Here is a 20,854-nt window from a genome sequence, read left to right on the forward strand (position 1 = left end):
GGAGAGCACAGTGCAGGAATTCGATTACATCGTTATCGGCGGCGGTTCTGCCGGAGCAGCGGTCGCAGCGCGGCTGAGTGAAGACCCATCGGTGCAGGTGGCCCTCGTGGAGGCCGGTCCCGACGACCGCAATCATGATGAAGTGCTCCAGCTGGACCGGTGGATGGAGCTGCTGGAATCGGGCCTCGACTGGGACTACCCGATCGAGGAGCAGGAGAACGGCAACTCGTTCATGCGCCACGCCCGCGCCAAGGTCATGGGCGGCTGCTCCAGCCATAACTCGTGCATCGCCTTCTGGGCCCCGCGCGAGGACATCGATGAGTGGGAGTCGAAGTTCGGCGCGGCCGGCTGGAACTCCGACATGGCCTACCGGCTCTACAAGAAGCTGGAAACCAATGAGGATGCAGGCCCCGATGCCCCGCACCACGGGGACAGCGGTCCGGTGAAGCTGATGAATGTGCCGGCCAATGACCCATGCGGCGTGGCCCTGCTGGATGCCTGCGAGCAGGCGGGCATTCCGCGCGCCAAGTTCAACAACAACCAGACGGTGCTCAACGGGGCGAACTTCTTCCAGATCAACCGCCGTGCCGATGGCACCCGTTCCTCGTCGTCGGTCTCCTACATCCACCCGATCCTTCAGCGCGAGAACTTCACCCTGCTCACCGGCCTGCAGGCCAGGAAGCTGAACTTCGACCAGGACAAGCGCTGCACCGGCGTTGACGTGGTGGACGGCGCGTTCGGACGGACCACGACGCTCACTGCCCGGCGCGAGGTGGTGCTCAGCGCCGGAGCCATCGATTCGCCGAAGCTGCTGATGCTCTCGGGCATCGGCCCCGCCGAGCACCTGGAATCCGTGGGTGTCAAGGTCCTGGTCGACGCCCCGGGCGTGGGCGAGCACCTGCAGGATCACCCCGAGGGGGTCATCCAGTGGGAGGCGAAGCAGCCGATGACCGAAACCTCCACCCAGTGGTGGGAGATCGGCATCTTCACCCCGACCCGGGAAGGCCTGGACCGCCCGGATCTGATGATGCACTACGGTTCGGTGCCTTTTGACATGCACACCCTGCGCCAGGGCTACCCGACCGGCGAGAACACCTTCTGCCTGACCCCGAACGTCACCCATGCGAAGTCGAGGGGAACCGTGCGGCTGCGCAGCTGCGATTTCCGCGACAAGCCGAAGGTCGACCCGCGGTACTTCACCGACGCCGAAGGGCATGACGCCCGGGTGATGATCGCCGGGATCCGCAAGGCCCGCGAGATCGTGGCGCAGTCTGCGCTGGGCGAGTGGGCCGGGGAAGAGCAGTTCCCGGGACAGCAGACGCAGAGCGATGAAGAGATCTTCGACTACATCAAGCGCACCCACAACACCGTGTACCACCCGGCCGGCACGGTGCGCATGGGGGCTGAGGATGATCAGCTGAGCCCGCTGGATCCTCAGCTGCGGGTCAAGGGCGTGAGCGGATTGCGTGTCGCCGATGCGTCGGTGATGCCGGAGCTGGTCACGGTCAACCCGAATATCACGGTGATGATGATTGGCGAGCGTTGCGCTGAGCTGATCCGCGAAAACTAGGGCGTGAAACACTGGTGGTGGCCATCGGGAAACCGGTGGCCACCACCAGTTGCGTGCGCTGAACTGTTGCGCGCTGTGGCCAAACATTACGAAGAACTGTTATCTGCAGCTGTTGGACGAGTATCTTCGAAAGGTGTCCACCGTGAATGAATATGACAATGTTGCCTCCGTCAGCGACTTCACCGAGCCGTTAATCGATCAGCTGATCGACTTCCGGCGCGAGCTGCACCGGAATCCGGAACTGTCCTTTGCGGAACACCAAACGACTCGACGCATCCTCGAAACGCTGCAGGCCGCCGGGCTCTCGCCGCAGAAGATGACCAGCACCGGCGCCTTTGTCGATATCGGGCAGGGGCCGATCCGGATTGCCTTCCGCGCGGATATCGATGCCCTGCCGGTCATCGAGGAAACCGACCTGGAGTACGCCTCCCTGGTCGAGGGAGTGGCGCACGCTTGCGGCCACGACATCCACACCACGGTGATGCTGGGCGTCGCCCTGTCCCTGGGCAAGCTCGATGAGGCGGGCCTGCTGAATGGACGCGTCCGCGTCATCTTCCAGCCGGCCGAGGAAAAGCTGCCAGGCGGCGCGCTGTCGGTGATAGAACAGGGACTGCTTGACGAAGTGCCACGCGTGCTGGCGCTGCACTGCGACCCGAGGATCGATGCCGGGCATATCGGCACCCGCATCGGCGCGATCACCTCGGCCAGCGACACCATCCGCATCGAAGTCAACGGGCGCGGCGGGCACACCTCGCGTCCGCATCTGACCGAAGACATCGTTTTTGCCATGAGCCAGATCGCCACGCAGGTCCCTGCGGTGCTCGGCCGAAAGGTCGACGTGCGTTCGGCGGTGTCAGTGGTGTGGGGACAAATCCATGCCGGCAGCGCCCCGAACGCCATCCCTGCCACCGGCTACCTTGCCGGAACCATGCGCTGCCTCGACGGGGACATCTGGTACGAGGCGGGCGAGCTGCTGGACAACGCGGTACGCCAGATCGCTGCGCCGTATGGCGTGGAAATCAAGCTGCAGCACACCCGCGGCGTGCCGCCGGTGGTGAACGCCCCGGCAGAGACGGCGCTGATCGAGGATGCGGCACGTCGCGAGTTCGGCGCGGACGCGATCGAGCTGACTCCGCAGTCCATGGGCGGGGAGGACTTCGCCTGGATGACCCAGAAGGTTCCAGGGGCCATGCTGCGCCTGGGCACCCGGACCCCGGGCGGCAAGACCTATGACCTGCACCGCGGGGATTACATGCCTGATGAATCCTGCATTGGCATCGGCGTGCGCATCATGACCGCGGCCGCCATGCGGGCTGTTCGCGAAGCCAATACCAAATAGCGTGTTGGCCACAGTAAACTCAAAAACTTTTTAACTAGTCTTTGACACTTTCGCAATTCTTTGAGTGACTTGGGCTTTGACGTTAAGCGCTTGCCGTTTTGAAGCCGCTTAGTTATCTGTTTGTAATCTTTATCGTCTTTACCTGTGACATATCTCCGATAGGCTATGGAAACGATGGGGAAGCCAAGACTTGAGGCGTGCTCGCGTAAGGCCTAGGCAACGATGCCTTGCAAGGGTGGCTGGTGTCTGAACTCCCACATGATCTCGCACGACTTTTGGAGGAATAGATGCGCTTCGTATCGCGCAAGACCGGTGTGGCCACGGCCATGCTCGGCATCTCGGCTTTGGCTTTGAGCGCCTGCGGCGCTGCACCGGAAGAGTCCAGCTCAGCTGGCAAATACCCCGATTACGTTGGCTGCATCGTTTCCGACTCCGGTGGATTCGACGACCAGTCCTTCAATGAGTCGTCCTACCGCGGCTTGAAGAACGCCGAAAAGGACCTGGGCATCACCATCAAGGAAGCCGAGTCGAAGTCCAACGCCGACTTCGCCACCAACCTCCAGGGCATGATGGGCGCAAGCTGCAACCTGACCGTCACCGTGGGCTTCCTGCTGGCTGACGCTACCGCAGATGCCGCAGCGAAGAACCCGGATTCGCATTTCGCCATCGTCGATAACCAGTACGAAAAGAACATCGAGAACGTCAAGCCGATCATCTACGACACGGCTCAGGCTGCCTTCCTCGCCGGCTACGCAGCAGCAGCAGCTTCCGAGACCGGAACCGTCGCAACCTTCGGCGGCATCCAGATTCCTACGGTCACCATCTTCATGGACGGCTTCGCAGATGGCGTTGCCAAGTTCAACGAGGACAAGGGCGAGAACGTCAAGCTGCTGGGCTGGGACAAGAAGAAGCAGAACGGCACCTTCTCCGGCGACTTCGAAAAGCAGGACAAGGGCAAGCAGATCACCAAGAACTTCATCTCGGCCGGAGCCGACGTGATCATGCCTGTGGCCGGCCCAGTGGGCAAGGGCGCTGGCGCTGCAGTGGCCGAAGCCAACAAGGGCGGCGAAGAGGCCAAGCTCATCTGGGTTGACTCCGATGGCTACCTGACCGCACCTGATTACAAGGAATACATGCTGACCTCGGTCGTGAAGACCATGGACCAGGCTGTTGAAGACGTGATCAAGGCTGACGCCGAGGGCAACTTCGACGCCACCCCATATGTCGGCACCCTGGAAAACGAAGGTGTCGCACTGGCACCATTCCACGATTTCGACTCCGCCATCGGCGAGGACACCAAGAAGGAGATCGAAGCCCTGAAGGCACAGATCATCTCCGGTGACCTGAAGGTCGAATCGGCTGCCAGCCCAAAGTAGCCTTTGGCGCCTGATCCATCGAGCGCGTCACCGCTTGCCGTTGCACGGCGAGCCGGTGACGCGCTTTATGAATGCCTAGAGGCCAACACGGCCAACGGGCTAAACTACCTCGCACAACGAACTATGAAGATGGTGGAATCGTGAAACTCGAACTACGGGGAATCTCGAAAGCCTTCGGTTCTTTCTACGCCAACAAGAATATTGACCTGATGGTCGATGACGCCCAGATTCACTGTCTGCTCGGCGAAAACGGTGCTGGAAAATCCACGCTTATGAACGTGCTCTACGGTCTGTACCAACCGACCGAGGGCGAAATCCTGCTTGATGGGAACCCCGTCGAGTTCTCCGGACCAGGCGATGCCATGGCCGCCGGAATCGGCATGGTGCACCAGCACTTCATGCTGGTCCCGGTATTCACCGTGGCCGAGAATATCGCCCTCGGAGCCGAAACCACCAAGGCCGGCGGCGTGCTGGACCTGCAAGTCACCCGCAAGAAGATCCGCGAAATCTCCGACCGCTACGGATTCGACGTCGACCCGGACGCCGTGGTCGAGGATCTGCCGGTCGGCGTACAGCAGCGCGTGGAAATCATCAAGGCCCTGGTGCGCGAGGCCAAGATCCTCATCCTCGATGAGCCCACCGCGGTGCTGACCCCGCAGGAAACCGACGAGCTGCTGGAGATCATGCGCCAGCTCAAGGCCAACGGCACCTCCATTGTCTTCATCTCGCACAAGCTGCGTGAAGTGCGCGCCGTCTCCGACGTCATCACCGTGATCCGCCGCGGCGAAGTCATCGACTCGGTCTCCCCCCAATCCTCCACCACCGAGCTGGCCAACCTGATGGTGGGCCGCGCCGTGGAACTGAACCTGAACAAGGCGCCAGCCACCCCGGGCGAGGCGGTGTTGCAGGTCAAGGACCTGACGGTCGTCGACCCGGCCGGCACCACCACGCTGGACTCGGTCAACTTCGAGATCCATGCTGGCGAGATCCTTGCCGTCGCCGGCGTGCAGGGCAACGGGCAAACCGAACTCACCGAAGCCATCTTGGGCACCCAGCCGGTCACCGGCGGCTCGGTCAAGCTGGCCGGCAAGGAACTGGTCGGCAAGTCCGTCAAGCAGGTGCTGCGCTCGGGCGTCGGATTCGTTCCCGAAGACCGCTCCGTGCACGGCTTGGTCACCGAATTCTCCATCGAGGAGAACCTGGTGCTCGACCTCTACGACCGCGCCCCGTTCGGCAAGGGCATCTCGATGAATCTGGAGGCCATCAAGAAGAACGCGACGACGCAGATCAAGGACTTCGACGTACGCACCGACAATCCGCTGAACCCGGCCTCCAGCCTCTCTGGCGGCAACCAGCAGAAGGTCGTCATGGCCCGCGAGCTGTCCCGCGATCTGCAGCTGTTCATCGCCTCCCAGCCAACCCGCGGCGTGGACGTGGGTTCCATCGAGTTCCTGCACCGCCGCATTGTCGCAGAACGCGACAAGGGCACCCCGGTGATGATCGTGTCCACCGAGCTGGACGAAGTCATGGAACTGGCCGACCGCATCGCGGTGCTCTACAAGGGCAAAATCAACGGCATCGTCCCGGGCAACACCTCCCGCGAGGTCCTCGGTTTGATGATGGCCGGCGTCTCGGCCGAAGAAGCCGCAGCACAAGCAGAATTTACCAAGTCAGATAACGAGCCCGTGGAAGCGGCCCCGGCTGGCGAGCGCAGCGAACACCAGGAAGGAGAAGACCAGTGAGCGAAACCAAAGCACCGGTCATTCCCGACTCCGGCAACACGGGCAACGACCTGTTCAAGAAGATCACCCAGGGGCCGGGACTGGTTTCGGTTCTCGGCGTGATCGTCGCGCTGGTGATCGGCGGCCTATTGATCGCCATCACCGATGAGAAGGTCGCCCAGAGTGCCGGGTACTTCTTCGCCCGGCCCACCGACTTCCTCTCCGAGCTGTGGCGCGCTGCCACCGAAAGCTACGTGGCACTGTTCAACGGCGCCATCTACAACTCGGCCCAGGGCTTCAAGCCCTTCCTGGAAACCCTGACCGTTTCCACGCCGCTGATCTGCGCCGGCCTCGGCGTGGCCGTGGCTTTCCGCGCGGGCCTGTTCAACATCGGCGCCCAGGGCCAGATCATCATCGGCTCGGTCCTGGCCGCCTACGTAGGCTTCGCGTGGCACCTGCCGCTGGGCCTGCACCTGCTGCTGGTCATCGTCTTCGGCCTGATCGGCGGCGCCATCTGGGGCGGGCTGGTCGGCTTGCTCAAGGCCAAAACCGGCGCCCACGAAGTGATCTTGACGATCATGTTCAACTATGTTGCGGTGTACTTCATCGACTTCCTGATGAATACCCAGGCCTTCCGCCGTCCAGGCGAAACCAACCCGATTTCGCCGATCCTGGACTCCACCGCGGTCTTCCCGTCCATCCCCGGATCCCGCCTGCACCTGGGCTTCGTGATGGCCGTACTGCTGGTCATCCTGGTCTCCTGGATGTTCAAGCGCTCCACCGTGGGCTTCGAATTCCGCGCCGTGGGACATAACCCCGAGGCAGCTAAGACCGCCGGCATCAACGTGGCCCGCAGCACCATCATCGCCATGGCGTTGGCTGGCGCCTTGGCCGGCGCCGCCGGTGTCGCCCAGGTGGCAGGCACCGAAAAGGTGCTCACCAGCGGCATCGCCGGTTCGCTGGGCTTCGACGCGATCACCGTGGCGCTGCTGGGCCGCTCCACCCCGTGGGGCACCTTCTTCGCTGGCCTGCTCTTCGGCGCATTCCAGGCCGGCGCGGTGAACATGCAGATCACCACCGGCACCCCGATCGACATCGTCTCGGTGGTGCAGTCGCTGATCGTGCTGTTCATCGCCGCCCCTCCACTGGTCAAGGCGATCTTCGGCATGAACCGCAAGAAGAAGCGCAGCCCTAAGCTCGAAACTACCCAGGCAGGTGCCAAGTGACCTCTTCCACCTTGCAACCAGCAATCAGCGTATTGCCGAGCAAGAAGACCTCGATCATCCTCTCGGTGATCGCAGTGATCGTCTTCTTGTGCTTCGGCCTGATGGGCAATAGCGACAGCGCCCACTTCCAGCTCAACAGCGCCGGCGACGCGTTCGAGCTGCCGGAACTGGTATTCCCGGGCAAGGCCAGCAACATCGTCATCGGCCTGCTGCTGCTGGGCATCGCCGCGTACTCCTGGATCCAGCGCAAGAAGGGCCAGACCCTGGCCACCTGGATGATCGCCATCGCCGCCATCCTCTTTGTGCTCTCCTTCCTGATCTGGGTCGTCTCCGGTGCGGATATCACGACCATTTCGCTGGCCAGCCTGCTCGCCGGTGCCGTGGTGCTGGCCGTGCCGCTGGTCTTCGGTTCCCTCTCGGGTGTGCTGTGCGAACGAGCCGGCGTGGTCAACATCGCTATCGAAGGCCAGCTGCTCGGCGGCGCCTTCACCGCGGCGCTGGTGTCCTCGCTGACCAAGAATGCATTCCTGGGCCTGATCGCCGCAGGCATCGCCGGCGCACTGGTCTCCCTGGTGCTGGCCTTGTTCTCCATCAAGTACGTGGTCAACCAGATCATCGTCGGCGTGGTGCTCAACGTGCTGGTTTCGGGCATCACCGGCTTCCTGTTCACCACCGTGATGCAGGAAGATCCGGAGCTGTTCAACTCGCCGGTGCACCTGCCGGTCATCGAGATTCCGCTGCTCTCGGCCATCCCGGTGCTCGGACCGATCCTGTTCAAGCAGTCGGTCATCGGCTACCTGATGTACCTGGCAGTGTTCATCGTCTGGTTCGGGCTGTTCAAGACCAAGTGGGGCCTGCGCGTCCGCGCCGTGGGCGAGCACCCGAAGGCCGCCGACACCCTGGGCATCAAGGTCAACCGCACCCGCTTCGTCAATGTCACCCTCGGTGGCATCGTGGCCGGCATCGGCGGCTCCTTCTTCACCCTGGTGGCCATCGACTCGTTCACCAAGGAAATCTCCGGTGGCCGCGGCTTCATCGCCCTGGCCGCGGTGATCTTCGGACGCTGGAATCCGATCGGAGCCTTCCTGGCGGCGCTGCTCTTCGGCTTCGCCGATAACCTGCAGGTTATCCTGACCATCATCGGCACCCCGGTGCCAAGCCAGTTCATGGCGATGATGCCTTACCTCGTCACCATCTTCGCCGTGGCCGGACTGGTGGGACGCTCCCGCGGCCCGGCGGCCGCCGGCGAACCCTATGTGAAGGAATAACCGGTACCGATGACCACCAACACCGCGCCGTGGTCGCAGCTTGAAGCTGCGGCCGCGGCCGCGCTGTCTGGGGCCTACGCACCCTACTCGAAATTCCGTGTAGGGTCCGCGGCACAGACCAGCGACGGCCGCCTGATTTCCGGCTGCAATATCGAAAACGCCGCCTATGGCGTCACCCTGTGCGCCGAGTGCTCCATGGTCGGCCAGCTCTTCGCCACCGGAGGCGGAACCCTGGAGTATTTCCTGTGCTTCGGCCAGCTCGCCGGCGGGGAACTGGAGCTGATCACCCCGTGCGGACGATGCCGCCAGATCCTCTTCGAGCACCGCGGAGCCAATCTCCAGATCAAGACCGCCCGCGGGATCGTGGGCATCGAAGATCTTTTGCCTGACGCATTCGGGCCGCAGAACCTCAACGTCCAGGGCCGGCAATAACCGGCCGCAAGCAGAACGGAAGGTGCCGCTCATGGCTACCGAACAATTCAGCGCCGTGGAAGTCATCCGTGCCAAGCGCGATGGCGCCGAGCTGAGCAACGAGATGATCGACTGGACCATTGACGCCTACACCCGCGGGGTGATTGCCGAAGAGCAGATGTCCGCCCTGAATATGGCGATCTTCTTCCAGGGCATGAACCGCAGCGAAATCTCGCGGTGGACCACCGCCATGATCAACTCCGGTGAGCGCATGGACTTTTCCACCCTGGCCACCGCGGCGGGCCAGAAGCTGGCAACCACCGACAAGCATTCCACCGGCGGCGTGGGGGATAAGATCACCTTGCCGCTGGCTCCGCTGGTGGCCAGCTTTGGCGTCGCCGTCCCGCAGCTGTCGGGCCGCGGACTGGGACACACCGGTGGCACCCTGGACAAGCTCGAAGCCATCCCCGGGTGGCGTGCCAACCTGTCCAATGAAGAGCTATTCGCCCAGCTCTCTTCGGTGGGCGCAGTGATCTGCGCTGCCGGCGCTGGCTTGGCACCGGCGGACAAGAAGCTCTATGCGCTGCGTGATGTCACCGCCACCGTGGAGGCCATCCCGCTGATCGCCTCCTCGATCATGAGCAAGAAGATCGCCGAGGGCACCGGCAGCCTGGTCCTTGATGTCAAGGTGGGCTCCGGAGCGTTCATGAAGGACGAAGGCATGGCCAGGGAGCTGGCCGAGACCATGGTGAACCTCGGCACCGATGCCGGGGTCAACACCGTTGCCCTGTTGACCAATATGGAAACGCCGCTGGGCTTGACCGTTGGCAACGCCATCGAAGTCGAGGAGTCGGTGGAAGTCCTCGCCGGCGGCGGCCCGGAAGATGTTGTGGAGCTGACGATCGCGCTGGCTATCGAAATGCTGGCCGGTGCAGGTATCCACGACGTTGACGTGCGCGAGGCGCTGAACAATGGCCGGGCGATGGACAGCTGGCGTGCGATGATCGCTGCCCAGGGCGGCGATCCGGACGCCAAGCTGCCGGTGGCCAAGGAATCCCACACCGTTGTGGCGCCAGCCGAGGGCGTGCTGATCAAGCTCGACGCCATGGACATCGGCCTGGCCGCGTGGACCCTGGGCGCGGGCCGGGCCCGCAAGGAAGACAGCGTGCAGGCCGGCGCCGGTGTGCGCATGCACGTCAAGCCAGGGGCGCTGGTGCGCCGCGGCGAGCCGATCGCGACTTTGCTGACCGATACCCCGGAGAAGATGGCCCGGGCCATCGAGCTGGTCGAGCGCGCGATCATGATCGGTTCCGAGAGCGATCGGCCAGCTATGCGTTTGATCCTCGACCGCATCGCGGCTTCCTAGCCGGACCCTGATTGGAGAACCGGGACACGCCGCAGGCGTGCCCCGGTTCATTCCATGTACGCCTGGAAGAAACTCCTGAATTGATACCGGGTTCAAAGTTCTTTGGCGCACAATGGGAACCAATTGCCCGGTGCCGGTCGTTGGATAGATGACTCCTGCCAAGGTCGGGGGTGAAAGTAGTCCACATTGCCACAAGGGTAGGATGCGCCTTCACAGCCGCTCGAGTGAAAATAGATGGACAAGCAGCGCACCAAGCGCTTTGGGGAAAGAAGATGCAAGTCCAGATGGAACTAGTAAACGAGGCTATTACGCAGGCCGCCAGTGCATGGTGGGTCCTGCCTCTGCTGTTCCTGTTCTGCATGATCGACGCAATCTTCCCTCTGGTCCCCAGCGAATCCTTCCTGGTATCCCTGGCCGCGGTCGGCATCCATTCCGGATCGCCCAACCTCTTCCTCATCGGTGCCCTCGGCGCCGCCGGAGCATTGCTGGGAGACCAGATCACCTACGCCATCGGCCGGAAAATCGGCGCCCACGGATTCACCTGGATGCGCGGCAAACGAGCGCAGAAGGTCCTGCAGTACGCCGAAAAGAAGCTGGAAACTTCCGGAGCATTGCTGATTTTCACCGCACGCTACATTCCCGTAGGCCGAGTGGCAGTGAACCTCACGGCTGGGGCCACAGGGTTCAGCCACAAGCGATTCACCCTTTTCGACACCATCGGCGTGCTGACCTGGGCAATCTATTCGGTCAGCATCGGCGCGCTGGCCGGGAACTGGATGCATGACAATAAATTGCTGGGCATCGGCATCTCGATCGTGATCGCTGTCGTGCTCGGATTCATCATCGACCGCATCGTCAGCTGGGCGCTGGATCGCTACCACCGACGGGCTGAGCAGGCCAAAGAACACCGGGAAAAGCTGGAGCGCGAGACGGTGCCGCCAACCACCGACGAGGGTTAACCTGCAGTATTGAGCAGGGTCACATTGTGGCTCGCAGATCTTAACCTGCAGGAGCTGTCAGTTCGCGGGAAATGCGACTAGGCTCAGTGGTGTGACTGAAGAATTGATTCATCCTGACTACGATCCCGAATTCGACTTCCGGGATCTGCCTAAAGTTTCGCTGCACGACCACCTGGACGGTGGCCTGCGACCTCAAACGATCATCGAACTGGCAGCCGAGATCGGCCACAAGCTGCCCGAGACCGAAGCTGAAGCTTTGGGCGACTGGTTCCGTGAATCTGCCGATTCCGGCTCTCTGCCACGCTACCTGGAAACCTTCGAGCACACCATCGCCGTGATGCAAACCCGCGACGGGCTGATCCGCATTGCCCGCGAGTTTGTCGAAGACCTCGCTGAAGACGGCGTGATCTACGGCGAAGTGCGCTACGCGCCGGAGCAGCACCGTCGCGAAGGCTTGAGCCTGGACGACGTGGTTGACGCGGTCCAGGAAGGCCTGGACCAGGCGTGCGAGCAGCTGAACAGCGAAGGCCACCCCATGCAGGTTGGCCAGGTGCTCAGCGCCATGCGCCAGTCCGATCAGGGCGTGGAGATCGCCAAGCTGGCCTTGCGCCACCGTGGCCACGGCGTCGTTGGTTTCGACATCGCCGGCCCGGAGGATGGCTTCCCGCCATCAAATCTGAAGGAGGCCTTCGACCTGTTGGCCGAAAATCTCTTCCCAACCACCATCCACGCCGGCGAAGCCGCTGGGCTGGCATCGATCAAGGACGCAATCCTGGTTGGCCGCGCACAGCGCTTGGGCCACGGCGTGCGCGTTGCCGAAGACATCGAGATCGAGTTCGGCGCCATCGACGAGAACGGCGAAGAACTCAGCGACGATACCGGCTTGGTATCCCTTGGCCCGGTAGCCAACTGGGTGCGCGAACGCGGCATTCCGCTGGAAGTCTGCCCGTCCTCGAACCTGCAGACCGGTGCCACCGCCAAGTTCGGCGAAGGCATCCGCAACCACCCGATCGATCTGCTGGTCCAGACCGGTTTCAACGTCACCATTTCGCCAGATAACCGCCTGATGTCAGGTACCAGCCTGTCTGACGAATTCGAGCTTCTGGTTGAAGCCTTCGACTACGACCTGGAAGATCTGCTGGATCTGACCCTGAACGCCGCTGAAGCGGCCTTCGTCCCGTTGGAAATGCGCGAGCTGCTCGTTGAATACATCAACGATTTCTACGACAGCCTGCTGGAAGACGACGATGATGAGGACTACGAAGAAGACGAATACGAAAACGTCGCCGACTAGTTCGCAGCGCAGCTAATCTGCCACAGCGAAAGACCGGTTCCCCTGCAGGAACCGGTCTTTTCTGTGTCCAGGGGAGCTTGCGCCGCCTCGCTAGCATTAGAAGCATGGCGCATAACCCGACACCGACGCAGCAGCTGATGACGACCGTGAAGATCTTGCGTGAAAAATGCGCCTGGACCCAGGCGCTCACCCATGAATCGCTGCGGACCTACCTGATCGAGGAAAGCTATGAGGTCCTGGATGCCATCTCCGGGCAGAACCCCCAGCTGCTCAAGGAGGAGCTCGGCGACCTGTACTTCCAGATCCTTTTGCATGCGCTGATCGCCGACGAGCTGGGAAACTTTGATCTTGAAGATGTTTCCCAGACCCTGAACGAAAAACTGCTGCGGCGTAATCGGCATATTTTCGATGGCGACGGACGAATCCGAGGAGAAATCACCACTGACGTTCAAGAAATTATCCGCGTCTGGGACGCGGCGAAGCAGGCTGAACGCCAAGGCAAACCCAAGGCGCGCAAGAACGCCGGGCTGCCAGCCGGCTTGCCTTCCCTGGTTTTGGCTCAGAAGCTCTTGGACCGTCACACGCGAGCTGGCTCCGATAAGGCCGACGGTCATCAGGTTTCCGAGGTAACCCGCAGGAAAATCAACGATGAGCAGAGCCTGGCTGAGGCGCTCCTGGAGCTCTCTGCGCGGGCCGAAGAGCTGGGATTAGATGCAGAATCTGTATTGCGCGCAACCTTGTCGAAACAGTACGGCGCGGAAATCAACGCAACGATATCGCCTAAATCACCCCCGAAGCGCTAGGCTAGAGACTGGCAAAGGCGCCGACGGTCTTCTCAGCACCGCTGGCGGACCTTCCCCTAGACCACCCCTTTCTTCAAGGAGTCCATACTCATGGCATTGATTGACGCCATCCACGCGCGCGAAATTCTTGATTCCCGCGGTAACCCAACCGTTGAGGTTGAGGTCCTGCTATCTGACGGATCGCACGGCCGTGCAGCAGTTCCATCCGGTGCATCCACCGGCCAGTTCGAAGCAGTTGAGCGTCGCGACGGTGACAAGGACCGTTACCTTGGCAAGGGTGTACTTGGCGCCGTAGAGGCCGTGATCGACGAGATCGCCGATGAGCTCGAAGGCCTGGACGCCACCGACCAGCGCGCTATCGACCAGGCCATGCTTGACCTGGACGGCACCAGCAACAAGTCCAAGCTGGGCGCAAACGCGATCCTTGGTGTTTCGCTGGCCGTAGCCAACGCTGCAGCCGTGAGCTCCAACCTGCCACTGTACAAGTACCTGGGCGGCCCGAACGCCCACGTGCTGCCAGTGCCACTGATGAACATCCTCAACGGCGGCTCGCACGCTGACTCCGACGTTGACATCCAGGAATTCATGATCGTTCCACTGGGTGCAGAGACCTTCTCGGAGGGCCTGCGCTGGGGCGTTGAGGTCTACCACAACCTCAAGTCCGTACTGAAGGAAAAGGGCCTGTCTACCGGTCTTGGCGACGAGGGCGGCTTTGCTCCAAACCTGCCAAGCAACCGTGCAGCTCTGGAACTGATCACCGAGGCTATCACCCGTGCCGGCTACACCCCGGGTGCAGACATCGCACTGGCCCTGGACGTTGCTTCCTCGGAATTCTTCGAGAACGGCGCATACCAGTTCGAAGGCAAGGCACTGTCCTCCAAGGAAATGAGCGACTACTACGCCGCCCTGGTTGCCGACTTCCCACTGGTCTCCATCGAGGATCCGCTGGACGAGAACGATTGGGATGGCTGGAAGACCCTGACCGACGCCATCGGCGACAAGGTCCAGCTGGTCGGTGACGACCTGTTCGTGACCAACCCAGAGCGCCTGGCCGACGGCATCGCCAAGGGCACCGCCAACTCGCTGCTGGTGAAGGTCAACCAGATCGGTTCGCTGACCGAGACCATCGACGCCGTGACCATGGCTCAGCGCGCTGGCTACACCACTATCACCTCGCACCGTTCGGGCGAGACCGAAGATGTCACCATTGCTGACATCTGCGTGGCAACCAACGCTGGCCAGATCAAGACCGGTGCTCCAGCTCGCTCCGAGCGCGTAGCCAAGTACAACCAGCTGCTGCGCATCGAAGAGGACCTGGGTGCTTCGGCAGTTTACGCTGGTCGCAACGCATTCCCGCGTTTCAACAGCTAATTACCAGTTATAGCGAATAAGCTCGTCGGTAGTGGATACCGGCGAGCTTTTCGTTATTTAATGGATATATGCGCCGTTTCCACGGCAGCACGGAACGTTTAGCACGATGGGGAATTGGGGGAGTATGGCACAGCGACCACCACGCATGCCTCGGCGTAATACTCCGAATCCGGAAGAGCAGTCGCAGAATAATTCTGTTGACCAGTCCGAATACACTGATTCAGGATCAATTGCCGAACCACCCACCGATGCATTGCACGTAGTGGCACCGCAACAGCCAGCTAAAAAAGCCCCTGCCGTGCCGCGCCCCAAATCCGCTGGCAGCTCGCAGAAAAAGTCTTCAAGTTCTGAGCCAAAGCCCGCACCACCGACGCGCCCTGCGTCAGATGCGTCACGTGGCTCCAAGAAATTTGCCGGCAATTACGCGTCCAAGCCGAAGCTGCCGCTGCGTGAGCGGGCCAAGGAAAAGCAGAATGAACGCCGCCGTGATGACCGCCTGAAATTCTCCGCCGCAGTACGACGCAAACCCGGCGAGAAACCGGTAGACCAGAAGCCGGTCCCCGAGGGCGAACCGGTAGCAGCACACCGTTTTTCCGGTCGTATTGCCGCGTTGATCGTGGTTCTGGCCTTCTTCGCCGTGATGCTGGTTCCCACCGTGAATTACTACCGGACCCAGATGGCAGAACTCAATGAGCTCAACGCTTCCATTGATTCGCTGGAGGCCCAGCGGGATGATTTGAAAGCCGAGATCGCGCGCTGGGATGACCCGCTGTACATCAAGCAGCAGGCGCGCGAGCGGATAAACTTGGTCATGCCTGGCGAAAAGCTATACATGGTCGTCGGCGACCGGCCGGAAGATCAAGAGGCGGCAACCGAAGCCAATGGCAGCACCTTCGAGGTGCGCCAGGAACTTCCATGGGTTGATGCCTTGCTTGATTCGGTCCGACGTTCCGCCACTGACTAACCACTTTGAACATGAAGAGAACCAATACCCGTGACTGAACAGCCAATCCGCGAAGCCCTTGACGCTGCCGGACGAGTACCAAGCGACGCCGACCTGGACACTCTGTCCCGACAGCTGAACCGACCCGCACGCGACGTCGTGGAAATCGGTGCGCGCTGCGTTTGCGGAAACCCGTTGGTTGCCACCACAGCACCACGGCTTTCCTCGGGGATTCCTTTCCCGACCACGTACTACCTGACCCATCCGGTCATCACCGCAGCGGTATCCCGACTGGAAGCAGCCGGGCTGATGAACGAGATGAACGAGCGCTTGGGCGACGATACCGCGTTGGCTGAAGCCTATGTGGCCGCCCACGAGTCGTACCTTGCCAACCGCGATGCCATTGGCCAGCGTTCGGGCACGGGCGCTGTTCCTGAAATCGACGGCGTCTCCGCTGGCGGCATGCCCACCCGCGTGAAGTGCCTGCACGTGCTGGTGGGCCATTCGCTGGCCGCCGGCGAAGGCGTCAACCCTTTGGGCGACGAAGCGCTGGCAGCGATCTCCGAGTGGTGGACCAAGGACAAGTGCTACTGCGTCGGCGCCTGGGATACCGAGTCCGAGGCCCCGAGCCGCGACCGTTCACGCCACGTGAAGACCCAGGAAATGCAGGACCCGGCAGCCAAGCGCGCCGAACGCGCCGCCAAGCGCGCCGCCCGAGAGGCACAGGAACGTGCTGCACAGGATGAAGCCTAATGCGCGTGGCCGGAATCGACTGCGGAACGAACTCCATTCGCCTGCTGATTGCTGATGTGCAGCAGGATGGGAATGGCACCCAGCTGGTAGATGTCCTTCGCACCATGCGAGTGGTCCGCTTGGGCCAGGGTGTTGACGCCACTGGGGCCTTTGCACCCGAAGCCTTGGAACGCACCTTTGCCGCGGCACGCGAGTATCGGGCCCTGTGCGATGAGCACCAGGTCCAGGCCATCCGCTTCGTTGCGACTTCCGCTGCCCGCGACGTCTCCAATCGCGAAGTCTTCGCCGAAGAAATCACGAAGATCATCGGCGTAGCCCCGGAGGTGATCAGCGGTGGGGAAGAAGCATCGCTGTCCTTCAATGGCGCAGCCTCGGTGCGCGCCGGCCAGCCCGGCCACAGCCTGGTTATCGATCTCGGCGGCGGCTCCACGGAATTCGTCCTGGGCAATGCGTCCGGTCCGGTAGCGGCCAAGAGCCTCGATATGGGGTGCGTGCGCGTTACCGAGCGCTTTGAGCAGCAGGGCCTGGAATCCCCGGAAGCCGTGGATTTCATGGACAGCACCCTCCGGTCGCTGGACGGAGTCGTCGATGTCTCGGAAGTCGACGCGGTGATCATGGTTGCTGGAACATTCACCACCTTGACGGCGCAAGCCCTGGGTCTTGAGAAATATGAATCGGACAAGATCCACGGCGCGCAGTTGAGCTTCGAGAAGATGCGCGAGGCCACGGCTGCAATGCTTGCCTATTCGCGGGAAGAACGCGCTGCCCTGGGGTTCATGCACCCGGGCCGTGTCGACGTGATCCGTGCCGGCGCAGCGATCGTCCAGCGCATTCTTCATTACCTGGAAACGGCCAGCGGCCAGCGCCCGATGCGGTTAATTGCATCGGAACACGATATTCTCGACGGAATTGCTGCTACTGCAGCTGCCAACGCCTAGTCCGTTTATCCGGAACCGACCAAGGAGAACTCTTGAGCACAGCTCTGCGCGCTAAGAAGGCGACGGGTCTGAAAAAATCTGGCTCGCTGCTGGTCATTGCGGCGCTCGTAATGGCGACGTTCAGCGTTCTCACGCCCGCTCAGGCCGACACCATGCGTGACTCGGAGTATTGGCTGGACTCGCTGGGTGTTACCCAGGCCCAGCAGAGCACCAAGGGTGAGGGTGTCAAGGTCGCTATCATCGATACCGGCATTGATACCTCGCATCCGGATCTCAAGGGCGCCGTGGTCGGCGGCGCTGACATGTCCGGTTTCGGCGCAGCCGAAGGCAATAAGCCAATTGGCGTCATGAGCGAGCATGGCACCTTGGTAGCGACTCTGCTGGCCGGACGCGGCAATAACAAGGGCGAGATCAATCGGGTCAAATCCGAGAATGAACGCCTCAAGGCCGCGTGGGAAAAGGCCAAGGACGAAGCCGAGGAAGCAAACGAAAAGCAGAAGGACGACGACAAGGATGTCGAAGTCCCAAAGGAACCTGAATACCAAGACGTTCCCAAGCCGACCGGTGGCAGCGATGGCGTGCTCGGCGTAGCGCCAGCAGCCGAATTGCTGTCCGTCTCGCTCTGGATGGGCGAGGGCAACCCGGCCAATATTCCGGTTGAGGAACAGATCCCCCGTGCGGTGAAGTGGGCCGTGGATTCCGGTGCCAAGGTCATCAACATGTCCCTGGGGTCCACCAGCCCTGCCTGGCCCGAAAGCTGGGATGATGCGTTCAAGTACGCGGAAGACCACGACGTGGTGATTGTCGCCGCTGCGGGCAACCGTTCCGGTGGCATGAGCCAGGTCGGCGCCCCGGCGACGATTCCGGGCGTGCTGACCGTGGCCGGCGTGGATGAAAGCGGGAAGGCTTCCCAGGACTCGTCGACCGAAGGCATCTCCATTGGCGTGGCCGCCCCGGCAGAACAGCTGGTGGGCGGGCTTCCGGATAATGGCTACGCCCGCTGGTCCGGGACTTCCGGCGCCGCGCCTCTGGTGGCCGGTGTTGCTGCGCTGATCCGTTCCAAGTACCCGGAGATGAAGGCGCCCGATGTCATCAACCGGATTTTGAAGACTGCACGCGATACCGGTGCAGCCGGTGTTGACAACCTCTATGGCTACGGAATCATCAATGCGAATGCCGCAGTGAATAACTCTGTTGCCTCGGTATCCGTAAACCCGTTGGGAACCATCGAAGAATGGATTCGGGTCCACCGCCGGAACAATACGAAGTCGACCGAGGCGCCAGCCCCAGGCGTCTCGATGGAAAAGTCGGACCTCAAGCAGGTTGCGGCCCCCAAGCCTATCCAGCCGGATACCTCGACTCCGGTGCTTCAGCCGGTCTTGGTCATCGGAGCGGGCGTACTGCTGCTGCTGGTAATTGGCGCCGGAAGCATCCAGACCCTCGTGCGTCGTCGCCGCGAACGATTGGCGGCCAGTGCCGCTTCGGCATCGCTGAGTTCCCTGAAAGTCGGCAAGAGCGCGGGGGACCACGATCTGTTCGACGACATTCCCGAAGAAGACAAATAGTTCATGAACAAAAGGGACGAAACCTCTGGTTTCGTCCCTTTTGTCTTCTGGTTCCGCGGTAGCTGCCCAGTCATAAGAGGTCCGGATTCGCGATGGGAAACCGGGCAGCTGGCCCGACGTGACACATTTGACGCAATTAGTTAGTGAATGTTTTCACTAACTCGGAAAATCCGCGTAGAATCAAGAGTATGTCGATCATTGAATCCTCCCAGAAGCGTCCGCGCATCCTAGTCGTCGGCGGTGGCTACGTTGGCCTGTACGTCGCGATGAAATTGCAGAAGAAGGTCAAGGCCCACGGTGGCATCGTCACCGTTGTCGACCCGAACCCATACATGACCTACCAGCCTTTCCTGCCTGAAGTTGCAGGTGGCCAGATCGAGCCACGCCACGTCGTGGTTTCGCACCGCCAGCACCTGAAGCACTCGGAACTGGTTAACGGCCGTGTTTTGAGCATTGACCACGCCAACAAGAAGGCTGTCATCGCTCCAAACAACGGCGAGCAGTTCGAGCTGGAATACACCGACGTTGTCATGTCGGCCGGTGCGATCACCCGTACCTTCCCAATCACCGGCTTGGCTGAAGCCGGCATTGGCCTGAAGACGATCGAAGAGGCCGTCGCCCTGCGCAACAAGGTTGCCGAGCGCATCGAGTCCGCTTCCAACATGACCGACCCAGTGGCCCGCAAGCGCGCACTGACCTTCGTGGTTGTCGGTGGCGGCTTCGCCGGCATCGAGACCATCGCCGAGCTGGAAGACATGGCTCGCGACCTGATCAAGCTCAACGACCGCATCGATGAGAAGGAAGCCCGCTTCGTTCTGGTTGAGGCCATGGGCCGCATCATGCCAGAAGTGACCGCCGAGCAGGCCGAGTGGGTTGTCGATCACCTGCGCAGCCGCGGCGTAGAGGTTCTGCTGAACACCTCGCTGAACAGCGCCGTGGACGGCAACCTTGAGCTGATCAACATGGCTGACAAGTCCCCAGCGGGCGAGTTCGGTGCTGACACCCTGATCTGGTGCGCCGGCGTCATGGCCAACCCAATGGTCCGTTCCACCGATTTCCCAATCGAGCAGCGCGGCCGCATCGAGACCCGCACCGACCTTCGCATCAAGGACGCCAACGGCGAACCTCTGGAAGGCGCATGGGCAGCTGGCGATATCTCGGCCGTCAAGGACGTTACCGGTGGCTTGCCCGATGGAACCTGCGTTCCAAACGCGCAGCACGCTGTGCGCCAGGCAAAGCTCTTGGCAAAGAACCTTTACGCTGCCCGCTACGGCGTTGGCACCATCAAGGAATACAAGCACTCGAACCTCGGCGCAGTTGCCGGCTTCGGCCGCAACAAGGGTGTCGCCAAGGTTGTTGGCATCAAGCTCAAGGGCTGGCCAGCATGGATGGCACACCGCGGTTACCACGGTATGGCCATGCCAACCTTCGAGCGAAAGTTCCGCGTTGTCGGCGACTGGCTGGTTGCACTGTTCTTCAAGCGCGATGGCCTGCAGCTGAACAACCTCGAAGCACCACGCACCGCTTTCGAAGAGTCGGCAAGCCCGAAGAAGTAGGCACAAAGCTTAGGTGATCGACTAAGTGGCGAGGGGTCGAGTCAATCGACCCCTCGCACACCTGCGTAGAGCAGATTTTTTATTTGCTTTGCCGATCACGTAAGATTTGAGAGTCTTGCCCCCATGGTGGAATTGGCATACACGGCTGACTTAAAATCAGCTGCCGAAAGGCTTGTGGGTTCGAGTCCCACTGGGGGTACTAGCGAATAGGCTCCTGCACTCCGGATTTTCCGGAGAGCAGGAGCCTAATGCGTTTCCCAGAACGCGTTTAGCATCGAATCGGAACCTCGTTTTTTGGCACCTGCATGATAAAAGTTTCAAGAATATCGCTCAGAGAGTAGCTAGACGCCGGAAAACCAGTGAATATCATCCTTCCGACTGAGTGAATTCACAGC

Annotated in this window: 17 protein-coding genes and 1 tRNA gene; all 18 read left to right on the plus strand. The window is 61.5% G+C overall.

Annotated features, from left to right (window positions below; translation table 11 throughout):
- Positions 1-10 precede the first annotated feature (10 nt).
- The 18 genes from OF385_RS03570 to OF385_RS03655 all read left to right on the plus strand — a co-directional run bounded on the left by OF385_RS03570 (position 11) and on the right by OF385_RS03655 (position 20,658).
- Positions 11-1,570, plus strand: a complete 1,560-nt coding sequence (locus OF385_RS03570) for a GMC family oxidoreductase (protein WP_264277016.1) — start codon at positions 11-13, stop codon at positions 1,568-1,570.
- A 142-nt stretch (positions 1,571-1,712) separates the two neighbouring features.
- On the plus strand, positions 1,713-2,909 hold the full coding sequence (locus OF385_RS03575) for an amidohydrolase (protein ID WP_264277017.1): 1,197 nt from the start codon (positions 1,713-1,715) through the stop codon (positions 2,907-2,909).
- 287 nt (positions 2,910-3,196) lie between these two features.
- Complete coding sequence (locus OF385_RS03580; protein ID WP_264277018.1) at positions 3,197-4,285, plus strand: BMP family lipoprotein; 1,089 nt, start codon at positions 3,197-3,199, stop codon at positions 4,283-4,285.
- A gap of 140 nt (positions 4,286-4,425) precedes the next feature.
- Complete coding sequence (locus OF385_RS03585) at positions 4,426-6,027, plus strand: ABC transporter ATP-binding protein (RefSeq protein WP_264277019.1); 1,602 nt, start codon at positions 4,426-4,428, stop codon at positions 6,025-6,027.
- A complete protein-coding gene (locus OF385_RS03590; protein ID WP_264277020.1) occupies positions 6,024-7,232 on the plus strand; it encodes an ABC transporter permease in 1,209 nt (402 codons plus the stop codon). Before OF385_RS03585 ends, OF385_RS03590 begins: the two co-directional genes overlap by 4 nt.
- A complete protein-coding gene (locus tag OF385_RS03595) occupies positions 7,229-8,500 on the plus strand; it encodes an ABC transporter permease (RefSeq protein ID WP_264277021.1) in 1,272 nt (423 codons plus the stop codon). Before OF385_RS03590 ends, OF385_RS03595 begins: the two co-directional genes overlap by 4 nt.
- Positions 8,501-8,509: 9 nt before the next feature.
- A complete protein-coding gene (locus tag OF385_RS03600) occupies positions 8,510-8,932 on the plus strand; it encodes a cytidine deaminase (RefSeq protein WP_264277022.1) in 423 nt (140 codons plus the stop codon).
- A 31-nt stretch (positions 8,933-8,963) separates the two neighbouring features.
- Positions 8,964-10,277, plus strand: a complete 1,314-nt coding sequence (locus OF385_RS03605; RefSeq protein WP_264277023.1) for a thymidine phosphorylase — start codon at positions 8,964-8,966, stop codon at positions 10,275-10,277.
- Between the two features lie 272 nt (positions 10,278-10,549).
- The gene (locus OF385_RS03610) at positions 10,550-11,236 is read left to right on the plus strand and encodes a DedA family protein (RefSeq protein ID WP_264277024.1); all 687 of its coding nucleotides are present in this window, start codon (positions 10,550-10,552) and stop codon (positions 11,234-11,236) included.
- Between the two features lie 91 nt (positions 11,237-11,327).
- Positions 11,328-12,530: an adenosine deaminase gene (locus OF385_RS03615; RefSeq protein WP_264277025.1), complete on the plus strand. Its 1,203-nt coding sequence runs from the start codon at positions 11,328-11,330 to the stop codon at positions 12,528-12,530.
- A 104-nt stretch (positions 12,531-12,634) separates the two neighbouring features.
- Positions 12,635-13,333, plus strand: a complete 699-nt coding sequence (locus OF385_RS03620) for a MazG nucleotide pyrophosphohydrolase domain-containing protein (RefSeq protein ID WP_264277026.1) — start codon at positions 12,635-12,637, stop codon at positions 13,331-13,333.
- Between the two features lie 90 nt (positions 13,334-13,423).
- Positions 13,424-14,704: a phosphopyruvate hydratase gene (gene eno / locus OF385_RS03625; RefSeq protein ID WP_264277027.1), complete on the plus strand. Its 1,281-nt coding sequence runs from the start codon at positions 13,424-13,426 to the stop codon at positions 14,702-14,704.
- Between the two features lie 124 nt (positions 14,705-14,828).
- Entirely contained in the window at positions 14,829-15,668 is an 840-nt protein-coding gene (locus tag OF385_RS03630; protein ID WP_264277028.1) for an FtsB family cell division protein, read from the plus strand.
- A 30-nt stretch (positions 15,669-15,698) separates the two neighbouring features.
- Positions 15,699-16,400 carry a DUF501 domain-containing protein gene (locus tag OF385_RS03635; RefSeq protein WP_264277029.1) on the plus strand — a complete coding sequence of 234 codons (702 nt, stop codon included), beginning with the start codon at positions 15,699-15,701 and terminating at the stop codon, positions 16,398-16,400.
- Positions 16,400-17,338: a Ppx/GppA phosphatase family protein gene (locus tag OF385_RS03640; protein ID WP_264277030.1), complete on the plus strand. Its 939-nt coding sequence runs from the start codon at positions 16,400-16,402 to the stop codon at positions 17,336-17,338. The genes OF385_RS03635 and OF385_RS03640 overlap by 1 nt, the downstream gene beginning before the upstream one ends.
- A gap of 110 nt (positions 17,339-17,448) precedes the next feature.
- Entirely contained in the window at positions 17,449-18,903 is a 1,455-nt protein-coding gene (locus OF385_RS03645; protein ID WP_264277845.1) for a S8 family serine peptidase, read from the plus strand.
- 188 nt (positions 18,904-19,091) lie between these two features.
- Positions 19,092-20,459 carry an NAD(P)/FAD-dependent oxidoreductase gene (locus OF385_RS03650; RefSeq protein ID WP_264277031.1) on the plus strand — a complete coding sequence of 456 codons (1,368 nt, stop codon included), beginning with the start codon at positions 19,092-19,094 and terminating at the stop codon, positions 20,457-20,459.
- 117 nt (positions 20,460-20,576) lie between these two features.
- A tRNA-Leu gene (locus OF385_RS03655) sits at positions 20,577-20,658 on the plus strand.
- Positions 20,659-20,854 lie beyond the last annotated feature (196 nt).

Origin of the sequence: Glutamicibacter sp. JL.03c (assembly GCF_025854375.1) — a bacterium.
Classification (GTDB): domain Bacteria; phylum Actinomycetota; class Actinomycetes; order Actinomycetales; family Micrococcaceae; genus Glutamicibacter.